The sequence below is a fragment of the Acinetobacter sp. 24-47-67 genome (genome assembly GCF_056779735.1).
Genome location: NZ_JBWYIK010000011.1, coordinates 81,968 through 98,443 on the forward strand (window position 1 = coordinate 81,968; position 16,476 = coordinate 98,443).

At 38.6% G+C, this 16,476-nt stretch carries 18 protein-coding genes; 12 read left to right on the top strand and 6 right to left on the bottom strand.

What is annotated here, in order from left to right; all coding sequences use genetic code 11:
• Positions 1-217 precede the first annotated feature (217 nt).
• The gene (gene ribA, locus AC1M9K_RS12590) at positions 218-820 is read left to right on the top strand and encodes a GTP cyclohydrolase II (protein ID WP_180028265.1); all 603 of its coding nucleotides are present in this window, start codon (positions 218-220) and stop codon (positions 818-820) included.
• Between the two features lie 87 nt (positions 821-907).
• Here ribA and hemN read toward each other — a convergent pair whose 3' ends face one another.
• Complete coding sequence (gene hemN / locus AC1M9K_RS12595) at positions 908-2,278, bottom strand: oxygen-independent coproporphyrinogen III oxidase (protein ID WP_481589445.1); 1,371 nt, start codon at positions 2,276-2,278, stop codon at positions 908-910.
• A gap of 245 nt (positions 2,279-2,523) precedes the next feature.
• Here hemN and hemF point away from each other — a divergent pair, with 245 nt between their 5' ends.
• From hemF to AC1M9K_RS12620, 5 genes are all read left to right on the top strand, one after another.
• On the top strand, positions 2,524-3,465 hold the full coding sequence (gene hemF, locus AC1M9K_RS12600) for an oxygen-dependent coproporphyrinogen oxidase (RefSeq protein ID WP_035265021.1): 942 nt from the start codon (positions 2,524-2,526) through the stop codon (positions 3,463-3,465).
• A gap of 243 nt (positions 3,466-3,708) precedes the next feature.
• Positions 3,709-3,921, top strand: a complete 213-nt coding sequence (locus AC1M9K_RS12605; protein ID WP_035265018.1) for a hypothetical protein — start codon at positions 3,709-3,711, stop codon at positions 3,919-3,921.
• A gap of 84 nt (positions 3,922-4,005) precedes the next feature.
• Entirely contained in the window at positions 4,006-4,794 is a 789-nt protein-coding gene (gene aroE, locus AC1M9K_RS12610; protein WP_092768124.1) for a shikimate dehydrogenase, read from the top strand.
• A 380-nt stretch (positions 4,795-5,174) separates the two neighbouring features.
• The gene (locus AC1M9K_RS12615) at positions 5,175-6,998 is read left to right on the top strand and encodes an acyl-CoA dehydrogenase C-terminal domain-containing protein (protein ID WP_481589446.1); all 1,824 of its coding nucleotides are present in this window, start codon (positions 5,175-5,177) and stop codon (positions 6,996-6,998) included.
• 171 nt (positions 6,999-7,169) lie between these two features.
• The gene (locus AC1M9K_RS12620) at positions 7,170-7,775 is read left to right on the top strand and encodes an SRPBCC family protein (protein ID WP_481589447.1); all 606 of its coding nucleotides are present in this window, start codon (positions 7,170-7,172) and stop codon (positions 7,773-7,775) included.
• Positions 7,776-7,834: 59 nt separating this feature from the next.
• Here the strand turns inward: AC1M9K_RS12620 and AC1M9K_RS12625 are convergent, their stop codons facing one another.
• A complete protein-coding gene (locus AC1M9K_RS12625; protein WP_481589448.1) occupies positions 7,835-8,170 on the bottom strand; it encodes a hypothetical protein in 336 nt (111 codons plus the stop codon).
• Between the two features lie 204 nt (positions 8,171-8,374).
• On the bottom strand, positions 8,375-9,529 hold the full coding sequence (gene hemW / locus AC1M9K_RS12630) for a radical SAM family heme chaperone HemW (protein WP_481589449.1): 1,155 nt from the start codon (positions 9,527-9,529) through the stop codon (positions 8,375-8,377).
• Between the two features lie 112 nt (positions 9,530-9,641).
• On the opposite strand from hemW, the gene AC1M9K_RS12635 reads away from it, so the two are divergent.
• The 4 genes from AC1M9K_RS12635 (at position 9,642) to AC1M9K_RS12650 (ending at position 13,273) form a co-directional block, all read left to right on the top strand.
• Entirely contained in the window at positions 9,642-10,103 is a 462-nt protein-coding gene (locus tag AC1M9K_RS12635) for a DMT family transporter (protein ID WP_035264998.1), read from the top strand.
• Between the two features lie 99 nt (positions 10,104-10,202).
• Positions 10,203-11,507: an MATE family efflux transporter gene (locus AC1M9K_RS12640; protein ID WP_481589463.1), complete on the top strand. Its 1,305-nt coding sequence runs from the start codon at positions 10,203-10,205 to the stop codon at positions 11,505-11,507.
• 144 nt (positions 11,508-11,651) lie between these two features.
• Positions 11,652-12,944, top strand: a complete 1,293-nt coding sequence (locus tag AC1M9K_RS12645; protein ID WP_092768161.1) for an ABC1 kinase family protein — start codon at positions 11,652-11,654, stop codon at positions 12,942-12,944.
• A gap of 77 nt (positions 12,945-13,021) precedes the next feature.
• The gene (locus AC1M9K_RS12650; RefSeq protein WP_035264993.1) at positions 13,022-13,273 is read left to right on the top strand and encodes a type B 50S ribosomal protein L31; all 252 of its coding nucleotides are present in this window, start codon (positions 13,022-13,024) and stop codon (positions 13,271-13,273) included.
• Between the two features lie 73 nt (positions 13,274-13,346).
• Here AC1M9K_RS12650 and crcB read toward each other — a convergent pair whose 3' ends face one another.
• On the bottom strand, positions 13,347-13,727 hold the full coding sequence (gene crcB, locus AC1M9K_RS12655) for a fluoride efflux transporter CrcB (RefSeq protein ID WP_092768135.1): 381 nt from the start codon (positions 13,725-13,727) through the stop codon (positions 13,347-13,349).
• Between the two features lie 119 nt (positions 13,728-13,846).
• Between crcB and AC1M9K_RS12660 the strand changes: the two genes are divergently transcribed.
• On the top strand, positions 13,847-14,179 hold the full coding sequence (locus AC1M9K_RS12660; RefSeq protein WP_035264987.1) for a HopJ type III effector protein: 333 nt from the start codon (positions 13,847-13,849) through the stop codon (positions 14,177-14,179).
• 24 nt (positions 14,180-14,203) lie between these two features.
• Here the strand turns inward: AC1M9K_RS12660 and AC1M9K_RS12665 are convergent, their stop codons facing one another.
• Positions 14,204-15,430 (bottom strand): TIGR03862 family flavoprotein, encoded by a 1,227-nt coding sequence (locus tag AC1M9K_RS12665; RefSeq protein ID WP_481589450.1) that lies wholly within the window; start codon positions 15,428-15,430, stop codon positions 14,204-14,206.
• The gene (locus AC1M9K_RS12670; protein ID WP_481589464.1) at positions 15,427-16,092 is read right to left on the bottom strand and encodes a class I SAM-dependent methyltransferase; all 666 of its coding nucleotides are present in this window, start codon (positions 16,090-16,092) and stop codon (positions 15,427-15,429) included. The genes AC1M9K_RS12665 and AC1M9K_RS12670 overlap by 4 nt, the downstream gene beginning before the upstream one ends.
• An 84-nt stretch (positions 16,093-16,176) precedes the next feature.
• On the opposite strand from AC1M9K_RS12670, the gene AC1M9K_RS12675 reads away from it, so the two are divergent.
• On the top strand, positions 16,177-16,356 hold the full coding sequence (locus AC1M9K_RS12675) for a DNA gyrase inhibitor YacG (protein ID WP_035264978.1): 180 nt from the start codon (positions 16,177-16,179) through the stop codon (positions 16,354-16,356).
• Positions 16,357-16,476 lie beyond the last annotated feature (120 nt).

Consider the following 16,476-nt stretch of genomic DNA (forward strand, 5'->3'; position numbering starts at 1 on the left):
TCAACCACATTTATATTGGTCCAGTGTTGAGCTTTCGCTAAACGGGCGTTGTTAGGTAGCTAGATTATCCTGAATATCGATGCTACTTATCAACTATTATCTTGTGCTTTGCAAAAAAAAGGAAATCTTCTGTGTAAATTTGCACAATGATACTCAACTATGGTCTGATCATTCAGCTATACTTTAGCCAAATTATGAACATGTAATGGAAGTCGCTGTGCCTATAGAGTTTGTTGCCACATCTAAATTACCCACTGCCTTTGGTGATTTTAAAATCACTGTTTTTCAAGATCCTAAAACAGGTGAAGAACACGTAGCATTGTCAAAAGGATTAGATACAGCACCCACCTCTCCTGTCTTGGTAAGAATCCATTCCGAATGTTTAACAGGTGATGCTTTTGCTTCATTAAAATGTGATTGTGGCCCACAACTTCAAGCAACTCAAAAACTGATTAACGAAGCAGGACAAGGCGTAATTTTATATTTACGTCAAGAAGGTCGTGGTATTGGTTTAACCAATAAAATTCGTGCTTATGCCTTGCAAGATCAAGGGCATGACACAGTGGATGCCAACCTGATGCTCAACTTACCCGCTGATGCGCGTAAATACGATATGTGCAGTATCATGCTGGATCACTTACAAGTGAAAAAAGTCAAACTGGTTACGAATAATCCTCTCAAAATTAAAGCTTTAACTGATTTAGGAATTGATGTGGTTGATCGTGTCCCGTTAACGGTCGGTTTGAATAAATTCAATGAAGAATACTTAAAAACCAAACATGAGCGCATGTCACATATGTATCAAAAGGATGATTTTTAACTACAGCATAATTTAATCGTTGTAAAAAAATACCCCGATGCTTAGGGGTATTTTTTCACTTAGACTCAATCTAATTTGTGAAGATGACTATATCGTCATAGAAAATATCCGATTTTCAGGTTTGTTTCTTTTTAACCTTAAATCGAAAGCCATACAGATATTTCGTACAAATGGTTTTCCAGCTTCCGTTACCTTCAATCCATATTCACTCATCTTCACAAGTTGGTCATTTTGCATTTCAGCTAAATCTTCTAAAACTTGTGGTCGCTGTGCAAAATCCATGTCACCTTGCCAATTCGTCTCAAAGTGGCACATGAGATTTAAAATGTGTTTTCTGATTTTCAAATCTTCTTCTGTTAAAAGATGACCTTTAAAAACTGGAATTTCATTTTGTTCTAATCGAGCATAATAATTTTCAAGCGTCTTTTCATTTTGGGCAAAACCTTGCCAACAATCGCCAATAGCTGATATCCCTAAGCCAATCATCACTTCTGTTTTTGAAACGGTATATCCCATAAAATTACGATGTAACTGTTGGGCTTGAAATACCTGATACATATCATCATGCTCAAGCGCAAAATGATCCATTCCTATTTCATGATATCCAGCAGACAATAATTTTTGTTTTCCTTGCTCATAACACTGTCTTTTCTCTTCATCGCGCGGAACATCATGGTCTTTAAAACCACGTTGCCCATTACCTTTGATCCATGGTACATGTGCATAACTGTAAAAGGCTAAACGATCTGGCTTAATTTGAATGGTTTGATCAATTGTGTTTAAAACATCATCTAAATATTGAAAGGGCAGCCCGTAGACCAAATCATGCGAAATAGACGTATAACCAATTTCACGCGCCCATTCTGTAACCTGCTTTACGTGTTCAATAGGTTGAATTCGGTGGATCGCTTTCTGCACGGTTTCATTATAATCCTGCACACCAAAGCTAACGCGTCTAAAACCCAATTCAAACAGCGTCTTTAAATGATCGTAAGAAGTATTATTAGGATGTCCTTCAAAACTAAATTGATGATCTTCAGCTACTTGTGATAGCGCTAAAAGCCCATCAATCAACTGTTTAAGATGCTGAGGAGAAAAAAATGTAGGTGTCCCCCCCCCTAGATGTATCTCTTTAATCAAAGGACGCTCTACAAATAACTCACAATACAATTTCCATTCTTTTAACAAAGCCAAAATATAGGGCTGTTCCATTTCATGTTTTTTAGTGATTTTTTTATGACATCCACAAAAAGTACATAAGGACTCGCAAAAAGGTAAGTGAATGTAAAGGCTAATACCATGTTGGCTATTCGAGTGATCAAAACGTATTTTTAGTTTTTGCTGCCATAGTACTTGATCAAAAGTCGACTGCTCCCAATACGGAACTGTGGGATAGCTCGTATATCGAGGACCTGGAACATTATATTTTTGCACCAGTGAAATAACGTTTTCGAACATATCCCCACCTTTAAAATCACCACATATTAAAAGCTTAACTGCTTTCAGTCATCCTATTTTGAGGAGCTTATTCTTTTAATTCAACCTAGTATCTTGGTCAGGATTCATAAGCAAATTCAAATCACAAAGTACGTTTACCCTGACTAAACTTAAATCTCGATCTGCTATATCGATAAAATCACCTTAATCTTTCATACAATTTATGTTTTGATGTAGCTAGTTTTTCATTGCCCAAGAGGCTTGGTATGTCACACCCGACTTCTGCAGATATTCAACGTGTTCGTGAATTTTTACTCGACTTACAAACTCGAATTTGTGCTGCGCTTGAACAACAAGAACAACAAGGTGGCGGTAATGCCCAATTTGAGATCGATGATTGGGAACGTCCCGAAGGTGGTGGTGGCAGATCACGCGTATTGCAAGATGGTACAGTGATCGAAAAAGGTGGTGTGATGTTCTCGCACATCAATATCTCAAAGTTACCAGCATCTGCTACCGAACGGCACCCACATATAGCTGGTGCACAAGCACAAGCCATGGGGGTTTCTTTAGTGATCCATCCTAGAAATCCAAATGTGCCGACCTCACATGCCAACGTAAGACTATTTGTCGCAGAAAAAGAAGGACAAGATCCTATTTGGTGGTTTGGCGGCGGTTTTGATTTAACGCCATTTTATCCGAATGATGAAGATGTTAAATCATGGCATCAAACTGCGCACGATCTTTGTGCACCTTTTGGCGATCATGTCTACCAAGATCATAAAAAATGGTGTGATGATTATTTTTATTTGAAGCATCGTGATGAACAACGTGGTGTCGGTGGGTTATTTTTTGATGACTTAAATCAGTGGGATTTCGAAACTTGTTTTAAATACATGCAAGCTGTAGGCAATGGATATCTCAATGCGATTCTACCAATCTTCCAACGTAATCAAGATAAACCCTATAGTGAAGCTCAACGCGATTTCCAATTGTATCGTCGTGGGCGCTATGTGGAATATAACTTAGTTTACGATCGAGGGACGTTATTTGGATTACAAACTGGCGGTCGAATTGAGTCTATTTTAGTAAGTCTTCCTCCATTAACGGGTTGGAAATACAGACCTGAATGGGATGAAGGCTCTGCTGAAAAAAAATTAACCGACTACTATTTAAAACCGAGAGATTGGCTCGCTGAACTGCATTAAATGTAAATCACTCGCCCTGTTAAAAACAGGGCTTTTTTGTTGAGCAATATATTCATCCCATTGTCTAACGAAATTGAATAATTCCATTACATTCTCTTAGAAAAAAAGGCACAATAGATAAAATTGATTAAATTTTGTCACACTTCTGACACAGCTCTTAAGTTTAATTTAAGCAAAGTACTGTACAATCAATTTTTACTTGTATTACTCATGGAAGTTTTTACTTCTGCATAAGGAATCGATATGCAACACAACTCTATTCGCGCACGTGTTGTCGTATTTTGGACACTGGTTATTGCTCTTTTGAGTGCAATCAGTACCACTATATTTTCAGAAACACTACTCAATGATAGCTTTGGTTTTAGCTTGATGGTGTTTGCAGCTGTTGGTCTACTGCTCAACATTGCGCATATTTTACTTCATACCCTATTTGAAATTTGTAACCCAAGTCATTAATACACTTCATTGAATATGTTCATATTGGGAACTTTCTGCATTTGACGTATATTGTTTGCCACTTCTTCATCAGGAATTAGAGCAATGCGCAAACAATTTGCCGTAATTGGAAATCCCATTGAACAATCTCGATCTCCAGAGCTTCATCATGCGTTCGCACAAAAGACTGGGGTGATCCTTGAATATAGCAAACGCCTTGCTCCTCTCGATGGTTTTACACAGAGTATCAATGAATTTTTTAAGGCTGGTGGTATTGGTCTGAATGTCACGGTGCCGTTTAAAGAACAAGCTTTTGCACAATGTGATGTACTCACTGAACGTGCCAAAATTGCAAAAGCAGTAAATACACTATGGATGAAAGATGGTGTATTGCATGGCGACAATACCGATGGCCAAGGACTTGTTGCAGCCATTCAACATTTAAATTGGCCTCTTGAGCAAGCAAGCGTGCTTATTTTAGGCGCAGGTGGTGCAACACGTGGCGTGATTTATCCACTGCATAAAGCTGGTGTAAATAAAATCATGATTGCTAATCGAACGGTTGCTCGCGCAGAGCAATTGATTCAGGACTTACAACCTGCTGTCCCAGATCTAGAGCTAAACGCTTGTGGTCTTGATCACATAGCAGGTGAATTTGATATTGTTATTAATGCTACCTCGGCAAGCTTATCTGGCGATGCAATCACTCTACCTCAACAGTTAAAATTCAAATATGCCTATGAAATGGCCTATGGCAAACCTTCCACTTTCCTTGATCAAGCGAAACAGCGTGGAATTCCGACTGCAGAAGGATTTGGAATGCTCGTTGGACAAGCGATTGAATCTTTCGCGATTTGGAATGGTGTGCGTCCAGAATTAAAAGATTTTATTTAGTTTTTGCACACGTTTAGTGCCTTGTGAACAGTGCAATTTTTTAAATTGCACTTTTTTCTCTCTATAATATCGATTAAATCTCTTCGAATTGATTTTAGTGACATATTTTTAGTGCATATTCAAATTGAATAAATTCAAATTAAACATATGGTCATCCACACAACAAAACCAACCTAAGCTTATGTATTAATAATATTATTTTTTCTAATAAACTCCTACTACAACAAATGAATTCAGTTTATATTCATTCAAGAGCCTAAACACTAATTCGCAATTCTGACATTTATTTCCGTGACTTACATCAATGTTTTTTTAGTGTTGTAGGTCAATAATCGGATCATCTAACAAGTATTTTCTCTATTCAAATTAGGAAAAGTTCAATGCCTGCATATAAAGCGCCCGTACGTGATATTCGTTTCTTAATGAACGAAGTTTTTGATTATCCTGCGCACTATAAAACTCTAAGCAACGGCGAAGCTGCTGACTCTGATACTGTCGATATGATTATCGAAGGTGCTGCAGATTTCTGTGAAAATGTATTATCTCCACTTAATCAGTCTGGAGATGAAGAAGGCTGTCATTTTAAAGATGGCGAAGTCAAAACGCCTAAAGGTTTCAAAGAAGCTTACAAGCAGTTTGTACAAGGTGGCTGGCAAGGTCTTTCGTATCCTGAAGAGTTTGGTGGTCAAGCACTGCCTATGTCGCTGAACCTGATCAAATCAGAAATGATGGGTACAGCAAACTGGTCTTTCACGATGTATCCGGGCTTAAGTATGGGTTGTATGAATACCATCATGCAATTTGGTACTGAAGAACAGAAAAACACCTACATGCCTCACCTTACTGCTGGTACATGGTCAGGCACAATGTGTTTAACTGAACCACAATGTGGTACAGACTTGGGTCAAGTTAAAACTAAAGCTGAACCTAAAGGTGACGGTACTTATGCTATCACAGGTACTAAAATCTTTATTTCTGCGGGTGAACACGATTTAACTGAAAATATCATTCATATTGTGTTGGCACGTCTTCCAGACTCTCCAGCTGGTACGCGTGGTATTTCATTATTCATCGTTCCAAAATTCATCCCAACTGCTGATGGTGGTGTAGGCGAACGCAATCCTGTGACTTGCGGTTCTATTGAACACAAAATGGGGATCAGAGCATCTGCTACTGCCGTACTGAACTTTGATGCTGCAACGGGTTATCTGATTGGTGAAGTCAACAAAGGCTTACACGCAATGTTTACCTTCATGAATACGGCGCGTATCGGAACTGCTGTTCAAGGTTTAGCACATGCAGAACTTGCATTCCAAGGTGCATTACCTTATGCAAAAGAACGTATGTCAATGCGCGCACTCTCAGGTAAAAAAGAGCCTGAAAAAGTAGCTGACTCAATTATCCATCATGCTGATGTTCGCCGTATGCTTTTGACTCAAAAAGCGATTGCTGAAGGTGGCCGTGCAATGATCTATCATGCTGCACAGCTTGCTGACAAAATGACTGATGCTTTAGCTCAAGGTGATCAAGCGAAGTTTGATGATTACGATGATAAATTAGGTTTCTATACCCCAATTTTGAAAGGCTTCTTAACAGAGTTAGGTTTAGAAGCAGCAAACCACGGTATGCAAGTCTTTGGTGGCCATGGTTATATCAAAGAACATGGTATGGAGCAGATCGTTCGTGATGCGCGTATTTCAACGCTTTACGAAGGTACAACTGGTGTTCAAGCACTAGACTTAATCGGTCGTAAAGTACTGTTATCTTCTAAAGGTAAAGTCGTTCGTGACTATACAGCTGAAATCTTAAAATTCTGTGGCCAGCACGCACGCAATAAATACATGCGCCGTTTTGCTTGGGACTTAACTAAGATTTGTGCACAATGGAACGCATTAACTGTACGTATTATGCTTGCTGCACGCAAAGATCGCGACATCGTTTCAAGTGCTTCTGTGGATTACTTAATGTTCTCTGGTTATGCAATGATGGCATATTACTGGGCTCAACAAGCGGCAGTGGCATCAGCGAAGTTGGCTTCAGGTGATGGTCAAGAAACTCCAGAATTCTACAAAGCGAAAATCAAAGTTGCAGATTTCTACTTTGAGCGTTTACTTCCTCGTGCTCAAGGTCATGCTGAATCTATGGTTAACCCTTCGAAAACTTTAATGTCTTTAGAAGCTGAACACTTCAGTTTTGATTACTAAGATTTCATAGAAAAAAGACCGCCAAGGCGGTCTTTTTTTATTGATCGAATAAACTATCTTACTTTAAGAATACGAAATTACATTTAGAGCAAGAATACAACAGTGGTATCTTGATCAAGCGATATAAATATTCCAAACGAGCTTTTATCAATATACAAAAAGGAAAATAATATGCATAAGACCTTGATCTCCCTCTCTTTACTCATTGCAGTCTTTTTCGCTACAAATAGCTTCGCTGAATCGGATATTAAACATCACCAAAAAACCACGACGTATTCAACAAAGAATTTGAATTACTCGACGAGTGGATCTGCTGAGGTCATTATTCATCGCCCTGTGAGTGAAGTCTTCAATATTTTAACCAATGTGAATCTCTGGCCAAAAATTAATTTGGGTGCAACTCAAGCCATCGAGCCTAAGAATATTCGCGTTCAAAAAGGTACGACTTTTAAAGAGTTTATTAGCAGCCCGATTCCAGGCATAAAAGATTGGAGTAATGAATGGCATGTGATTGAGTTTGAGAAAGATAAGAAGTTTGTTATAGCAACCATAGAGCAATTTGCTCAAGTCCCAATCCATTCAAAAATTACCTATGAATTTGATCGTATCAACGCCAATAGCACAGAATTTGAACGAAAAATTGAAGTAACTTTAGATGATAAATTTATTCAAGGCACGACAAAACAAGAAGTTGAAGCCCTATATCGTTTTATTGGTTCTCAGTGGGAAATGGCCAATCATTTAAAAAAGTATGTTGAAGATCAACGCTCAAATTAAGGAATAAAAAAGCACCTGATTGAACAACCAATCAGGTGTTGTAAATTAATGCATATATTTTAATGCTCACGGTACTCTTTAATCTCTATTGGCTTATCTTTCACGAGTTCAACTGTTCCCTCATTCAAACCATTGAAATTTTTAAAATGAATTGAAACACAATCTCTATTTGCAAGTTTTACACCACTTGCAGCAACCGCGCTCTTCAAGTGATAAACCGCATCCGAGTTATCCCTGAGTTCTACCGTCTGAAAATTGTCTTTTGTTTTTAGCTCTAATGTTAAATCCATTGGTCCAGTAAAATGGATCACCTGTTCACCTTCAGCACGAGCAACTTGATCAACAGGCGCTGAAGCTTCAGCATTTAAATGCGCTGGTCTCTCTTGTTCTGACATTTGCTCACTATTTTTGTTTTTTATCAGCACAACCAACGAATGCCAATCCCAAGATTGAAGCCACTAGAACTAATTTCATTTTTATTACCTATCTTGATGAAAACCATTAAAAAAATCATCATTATTTTCACAGTAAAAAAGCGAAATAAATGTGGATTTAACAGTTTCGCTGTTAAAAATTACATTGGAGTTTAACTATAGAACTTACAGAAACTCCTCAAGCAATGAGTTCAAATATAAATGTCCTTGAGCAGTGCATGACAAACGGTTTGGATCATCTACCATTAATTTTCTGTCAATCAATGATTGAACTTGATCTTGGATTGATTGCAAAGATAAACCTGTACGAGCTTCATAATGTGAAGTTGGTACACCTTGATTAAGTCGAAGTGCATTCATCATAAATTCGAATGGCATTTCATCAGCTTCAATTTTCTTAAAATGCAAATGCTCTGCAGGGACTTTCGCTAGATAATCTTTCGGTAATCGTGTTTTTTGGTAACGATATACACCATCACTTAGCGTCACTTTAGCATGCGCACCAGCACCAATCGCTAAGTAATCGCCAAATTGCCAATAATTTAAATTATGTGCTGAGGGTTTTTCTTTACGCCAAGCCGACACTTCGTAGTTAGTAAAATCATTTTCGATTAAATAGGCCTCACCCTGTACCTGAATTTCTTCTAATACATCATCGACAGGCAATATAGGTTGAGTTCGAAAAAATACGGTATTGGGCTCAATGGTTAACTGATACCACGAGATATGTGTAGCACCGTGCTCCACGGCAAGTTTTAAGTCAAGTAATGCTTGTTCAAGCGTTTGTTCAGGTAAGCCGTGCATTAAATCGACATTAATTCGCTTAAAGCCTGCATCTTTCGCCAAACCAATTGCTGAAATTGCATCTTGGTTGGAATGAATACGCCCCAGTTTTTGAAGATGATTCGAGTTAAAGCTTTGGACACCTAAAGACAACCGATTGATCCCCGCCTTTAAATAATCTGCAAATGGATCATGTTCTACCGTTCCCGGGTTGGCTTCTAAGGTAATTTCACAATCATCCTCAAACGGAATCAAAGCGCTTAGATGAGCAAATAGCCATTGATACCCTTGAGCAGAAATGAGAGAAGGAGTACCTCCACCTATGAACACGCTATGAATTTGACGACCCTGAGCAAAATTTATCTGTGTTTTGAAATCCTCAACCAATGCTTGTAAATATTCTTTCTCCAACGTCATGGACAATGCCCCATTGGGTACTGCATGCGAATTAAAGTCGCAATATGGACATTTACGCACACACCACGGCATATGAATATAAAGTGACAATGGAATATCTTGTGGATTCAAAGTAGCCAAACGTACAGCTCAAAACTTAAAAAACTTATTTTAACATGACTACACCATAACGCTCAGAACTGATTCAGTTTTTACTTTACACTCAATATAAAACAAGGACGTGGGTGCATTTATGTTTAAAGTCGCGAGCCAATTTTTATTCTTTATCCCTTTAGCGCTGGGGATCGGAATCGCAATGACCTTCCAAACTGCGATTAACACACAATTACGTGAATATTTATATTCTCCATTACAAGCTGCACTTTTATCATTTTTGATTGGTACAATAGTTCTCGCAATACTGGTTTTTTTTCAACAGACTGAAAAACCACAATTGAGCGAAATTGTACAAATTCCTTGGCATCTTTGGCTTGGCGGTTTTTTAGGTGTTTATGCCATCAGTATTAGTATTTATTCCGCACCTAAATTAGGTTTCTTAACCTTATCGGCATTAATTATATTTGGACAGATTGTTATGTCCATGATAGTCGACCATTTTGGAATTTTAGGTACAGAAAAAATTGCCATTAATTGGCAGCGCATTTTGGGTGGCGTGGTGATTTTTATAGGTGTGCTTCTCACTTTACAACGCTAAACCTTCATTCTAAGCACATAAAAACGATGAGTAATTTTTGTGTCTAATGTGACTGCAACTTCCAACATCAGTTATGAATTAAAAAAACTATTTCATCTCATGATCCCAATCTTGATTACGCAATTTTCGCAAGCAGGATTAGGACTGATTGATACTATTATGGCAGGACATTTATCTGCATTAGACTTAGCGGCAATTGCTGTCGGGGTCGGTCTTTGGATTCCTGTCATGTTGCTATTTAGCGGCATTATGATTGCAACAACGCCGTTGGTTGCTGAAGCAAACGGTGCGAGGACTCCAGAGAAAATTGCCACTATTACACGACAAGCATTATGGGTTGCTTTAGTTCTCGGGATTATTGCTGGTCTAGTCTTACAGATTCTCCCCTATACGCTTCCTCTTCTTGGCGTTCCAGAGTCACTTCACCCTAAAGCTGGCCTATTCTTACATGCGATTGGATTCGGTATGCCAGCAGTCACCATGTTTGCTGCACTACGAGGATACTCTGAGGCGATTGGTAATCCACGCCCAGTGACTGTGATCAGTTTAATGGCCTTAGTCGTACTTATTCCGCTTAATTTTGTGTTTATGTATGGTTTAGGTCCAATTCCTGCATTAGGAAGTGCTGGATGTGGATTTGCAACGGCAATTCTACAGTGGCTGATGCTGATCACGTTGGCATTGTATATCTTGAATAATCAGGCATATCAAAAAACCCAACCCTTTAGTCATTTTGAAAAAATTGATCGCTACTGGTTAAAACGCATCCTTGCTTTAGGTTTCCCAATTGGCTTGGCTATCTTCTTTGAGGTCAGTATTTTCAGTACCGCTGCAATTGTATTGAGTCCATTGGGTGAAATTACGGTTGCAGCGCATCAAATTGCCATCTCCATTACGTCACAATTATTTATGATCCCAATGTCTCTGGCGATCGCACTTACCATCCGAGTGGGAACATATTATGGCGAAAAGGATTACCAATCTATGCGTAAAGTCCAATGGTTGGGTTTAGCAACAGGCACTGTACTCGCATTGATGACCATGATTTTATTGTGGGTCTTCCGCCATCAAATTGTCGCGTTGTACACCTCTGATGTATTGGTGGCTCAAATTGCGGTTTACTTAGTGCTATTCGCTGTTGCTTACCAACTGATGGACGCTTGGCAAATCAGTGCTGCAGGATGTCTAAGAGGCATGCAAGATACGAAGGGTCCTATGTGGATTACTATGCTTGCCTATTGGGTGATTGCATTCCCTGTAGGCGTATATCTCTCTAGATTTACCAACATTGGTCCTGCGGGTGTATGGATTGGATTGATCGTGGGGTTAAGTATTGCCTGTGTACTCTTACTCGGACGTTTATATATGAATAATCAGCGACTTGAGCGTAGTCAATCATCATGAACAATAAATCCCGAATGCTCGGGATTTATTTTTTTATGCCAATCATTTACTTACAACTCATTAACAATTTCAAATATGCATCTTTTGATTTGTCGCCTATGATCAAATCAGAAGATGAAAATAATGAATCGAGGTTCTCAACTCATGGCAAACAAAGCGAGCTCTCCCGGCCGTCGTTTCATGAAACTCGCAGGTATGACTGCAAGTATTGCTACTAAAACCGTGTCCAACTCTATCCGCACCTTTAATGCAGATGATGATAAAAAAAACGAAGCACGAAGTAAGCTATTTCAAGACATTGGTGTTCAAATTGCAGATACCCTTGGGGAAATGAAAGGTGCTGTAATGAAAGTTGGTCAAATTGCATCACAATATAAAGATATTTTCCCGCCTGAAGTCGCGAAGGCTATTGCTAAATTACAACGTCAAGCCCCTGCGATGCCCTTCCAACAAATCAAGCAACAAGTAGAAAAAGAACTTGGTCAGCCACTGTTAGATGTTTTTAAAACATTTGATGAACAACCTTTTGCAGCAGCTTCGATTGGGCAAGTTCATAAAGCCACCTTAAAAAATGGCCAAGAAGTCGTTGTAAAAGTACAGTACCCAGGCGTAGATGAAGCATGCGAAAGCGATCTAAAACAAGTTCGCTTGGCCTTACGTTTGATGGGTGTACTAAAAGTCGATAAAAAATTACAAGATCGATTATTTGCAGAAATTCAAGACAGCTTACACGAAGAGCTCAACTATGAAATTGAAGCGCAGAATTTAGAGGTATTTAGAACCTTCCATCAAGCATTGGATTCTAAAATTATTATCCCACAAGTGTTCAAAGATTATTCCAGCAGACGAGTTCTAACATTGAGCTTAGAAGCAGGTGACAATATTGAAACCGCAAGCACTTGGCCGCTTGATACACGCAACGAAATTGGTCGTCGACTAATTCAAGCTCTTGGTCATCAGATTTTCTATCTAAAACGTTTTCATTGTGATCCGCATCCTGGCAATTTTGCTTTCCGCTCCGATGGTAGTGTCATCATCTATGATTTCGGTGGTGTTAAAACCTTATCTGCTGAACTGGTGGATCGATTTAAAAAATTAGTTCGCGCTGGTCGTGCTGAAAATATCCAAGAGATTGAACAGCATTTATTCGCATTGGATGCTCTTGCTGAAACAGGAAAATTCCCTGAGGAACTTTACAAACAATGGTTAGAAGTGTTGCTCAGACCCCTTACCACTCAATACAATTTTGCTGAAAACTCATCTCATCATGATGGCGTCATTTTAGTGAAAAAATCACTTAAGTATTGGGATACATTTAAGCCCTCTCCAGACACATTAATGGTCAATCGTACTATTTCTGGACACTATTGGAATCTGATTAACTTAAAAGTCGATGACAATCTCAATGATTTGTTTGAAACGCTCGTTCCTAATTGAAAAATTAACAAGACCTTACAATGCTCATTGTTGTTATGTTATATTATAACAAAATATAAATAATTCGGAGTGTTTCCATGCGTCCCAATATTCATCCTGAATACCATGAAGTACTGTTTCATGATACCAACGCAGATCAGTATTTCATCATCGGTAGTACGATTCAGTCAAAGCAAACCAAAGAATATCAAGGGAAAACTTACCCCTATGTCACGCTAGATATTTCAAGTGCTTCGCACCCTTTCTATACTGGTGAAGTCCGTCAAGCTAATAATGAAGGACGTGTGGCAAGTTTCAATAAGCGTTTCGGTCGCTTTAAACGTAAATAAAAAAATTTTCGACTCTCACTATTTTAAAGCCTAAATTTACTCCTCCAATTTAGGCTTTTTTTTATTCTTATCGTTATTTATGGGTTAAATAAAATTGAGTAAAGAAAAAACTCAAAACCAATCCCAAGAGTCCAATCATGATACTACTCACAACATACATCAGTGCCAAATTGTATTGCCCAGATTTTATCAATTGAAAAGTTTCCAAGCCAAAACTAGAGAATGTGGTAAAACCACCTAATATGCCAACCATAAAAAATAGGCGAGCCTCATGTTGTAATACAGGATATTGTAAACTGAATGCAAAAAATCCCCCTGCTAGAACACAGCCCAAGATATTCACAATCCAAGTTGCCCATGGAAATTGATCTGCATTTTGCATGAACCACATACTGGTCATATATCGAAGTGTTGCACCAATCGCTCCACCACATGCTACCCATAACCAACTCATATTATGTCCGTTCTCGTGTATTGATCATATTTTTACCTTAAAAAGTAACGAATTATTGTCTTGGATTCACGCGTTTTTTCGTTAAGATGTAGCAAATTTAAACGTGTAAGGACTCAATTATGGCTCAAGCATTATTGGAACAATTAAAAAATGGCGAAGCAAAATTTGCCGACGTAATTTCATTTATTGAAGCAGGTTATACACATACGCCAACCGCATTTAGTAATGGTCAACAATATAATGCCAGTAATGAAAATCAAGGGAGTGCTAAAGTTTTTTCCTTTGCCAAATTAAATGGTCTTTCTCAAGAACAAACATTACAGCTTTTTGCAGAACACTACGCTTCTGTTCTGGCGACACCTGAAGCATCAGATCATCAAAATATCCGTCAATTCATGATTCATGGATGGGATGGCATTAAATTTGAAGGAAATGCACTCACTGCGAAATAATCATAAATAAAGACTAGCGCTTGGCTAGTCTTTTTCAACAGTTTTATTTAGGTATTCAATTACACCTAATCCTGCTGCTCGACCTGTTGCAAAACACGCTGTAAGTAAATAACCACCTGTCGGGGCATCCCAATCCAACATCTCTCCACAGCAGAAAACAATTGGATTACTTTTCAACTGTAACTGTTTAGTCAAGGCAATTTCCCGTACACCACCTGCGCAGCTAATGGCTTCTTCAATGGGTCTAAAACCGTCTAGTTTGATAGATAAATGTTTAATATGCTGAGCCATTTTCTCTGCAATCGCCCAATCATGCTTTGAGGTCAATTCACGTAATAAATTTGACTTTGCAGTGTCTAATCCCATTTTTCGCCAAATATTATTCATGCTTTGCTTCTTAGCATTCTTAAGTTTAGAGATGATTTCATGCTCAGATAATTCTGGCAGTAAATCTAAATTTAAAACCATGGAATCTTGATATTGCAATTGTGTTCGAAGTGCCCGACCATGCTTATAGACCAACCCACTCTCCAAACCATAATGGGTGATCACGATATCACCCTTAGCTTTGGGCTGATGATCCACCCAAGCTTCAACTCGTTTGAGTGGCGAGCCAAATATAGGTTCCATATACGAAGACCAAGCTCTGACTACACCAGCATTACTCGGGGAAAACGCTTTTAACTCTTCTTTAGCCAACCATGACTGCCAAGCCCCATCACTACCCAACTGCGCCCATGACACAGCGCCACACGCCAATACAATCGCATCAAATTGCTCAGTTCGTATTGAATTGGATTGAGTATCAAAAACTGTCAGTTCATTTTGATTAAGCGCGGTAATTTGATGCCGATAATGAAAATTGACCTTGGTATCTACTAAACTTTTTAACCAAGCACGCAGTAATGGAGCTGCTTTCATTTCATTGGGAAATATACGACCAGAGCTTCCAACATAGGATTCAATCCCTAGGTTTTTCATCCAATTTCGAATCCAACGCGCATCCCATTTTTTTACCCAAGGTGCAAGCCATTCGGCATGATCATAACGACCAATAAATTGATCGATAGGTTCGGCATGAGAAATATTTAAACCTGTTTTACCTGCCATCAAAAATTTACGTGCAGCTGAAGGCTTTTGTTCAAAAATATGAACTTCAAATGCAGGATGAGCAGATAAAACTTCAGCAGCCATTAAACCTGCTGGACCTGCGCCTACGATTGCGATTCGCTTTGAATATTCCAAATTCATAGATTATTCGTTTGTTGATTTTCAGAAGAGATCGGCATTTGCCCTTGCAGAGGCATAAAGTGATCGAAGCGAGTTTGGTACGCTTCAGGTTTTTGAATAATCAACTGCTGGCATAATTCACCACGCTCTAGATACTTTACTTCAAAATGCGTTCTTGCCGAAGTTGAAGGGATTCTTTCTTTAACATAAGAAAGGTTCCAAACATTAAGCAGTTGTTGCTCTGCCTCGTCAATATATTCAGGAATATTGCTGGCTAAAGTGATCGTACCATTCGGTTGCAATCGAGACAGTAAAAATTCAAAAAAAGGCATATTCAACCAACGTTGCGCTGGATTATGAGGTTCAGGATTCGGATATAAAATAAAAAAATCTTCAACTTGCTGTGGAAATAGCGCATGTACGATCCAAGGGATTGCATCTGCATGTACAGGTCGCAAATTGGTTTGACCGTCTAATTGATGCTGTTTTTGCATCGCTAGAAATTTTTCTCTAGTTCGTTCAATCGCGATTAGTTGTCTTTGCGGATTTTGTTGCGTAAACAATAAAGCATGTTTACCTTTACCCGCCCCAATCTCAACACATAGTGGTTCAGCTAGAATCGGTTGAAAATCGCGTGGCGCATGCATACGCTGTGCTTGAAATTGACGAATCGGCATAATCAGATCAAACTTATGAAAACGCGACAAGTCTAGCAACTCTAAATGCTTTTGCCTATTTTAGCTGTTTTATTTTACTAGGATTGATTTATGCCAAAAACATTTCCGTGCCCACGCTGTGGACAGCCTAGTCAATGGACTGGCAATGAATTTCGTCCATTTTGTTCTGAACGATGCAAACTTATCGATTTAGGAGCTTGGGCAAATGATGAATATCGCCTTCCAACACAGGATTCTCCTCAAGCTGATCAAGGGGAATATCATGAATAATGCCAACTTTGCTCAGTATTAAAAGAATAATTCAATTATATTTACACAACCAAAAAAATTAGCTTTTTTAAGAAAACTCAATAAATGAGATTTTATTTAGGTTTGTGTTGTGATATTGTG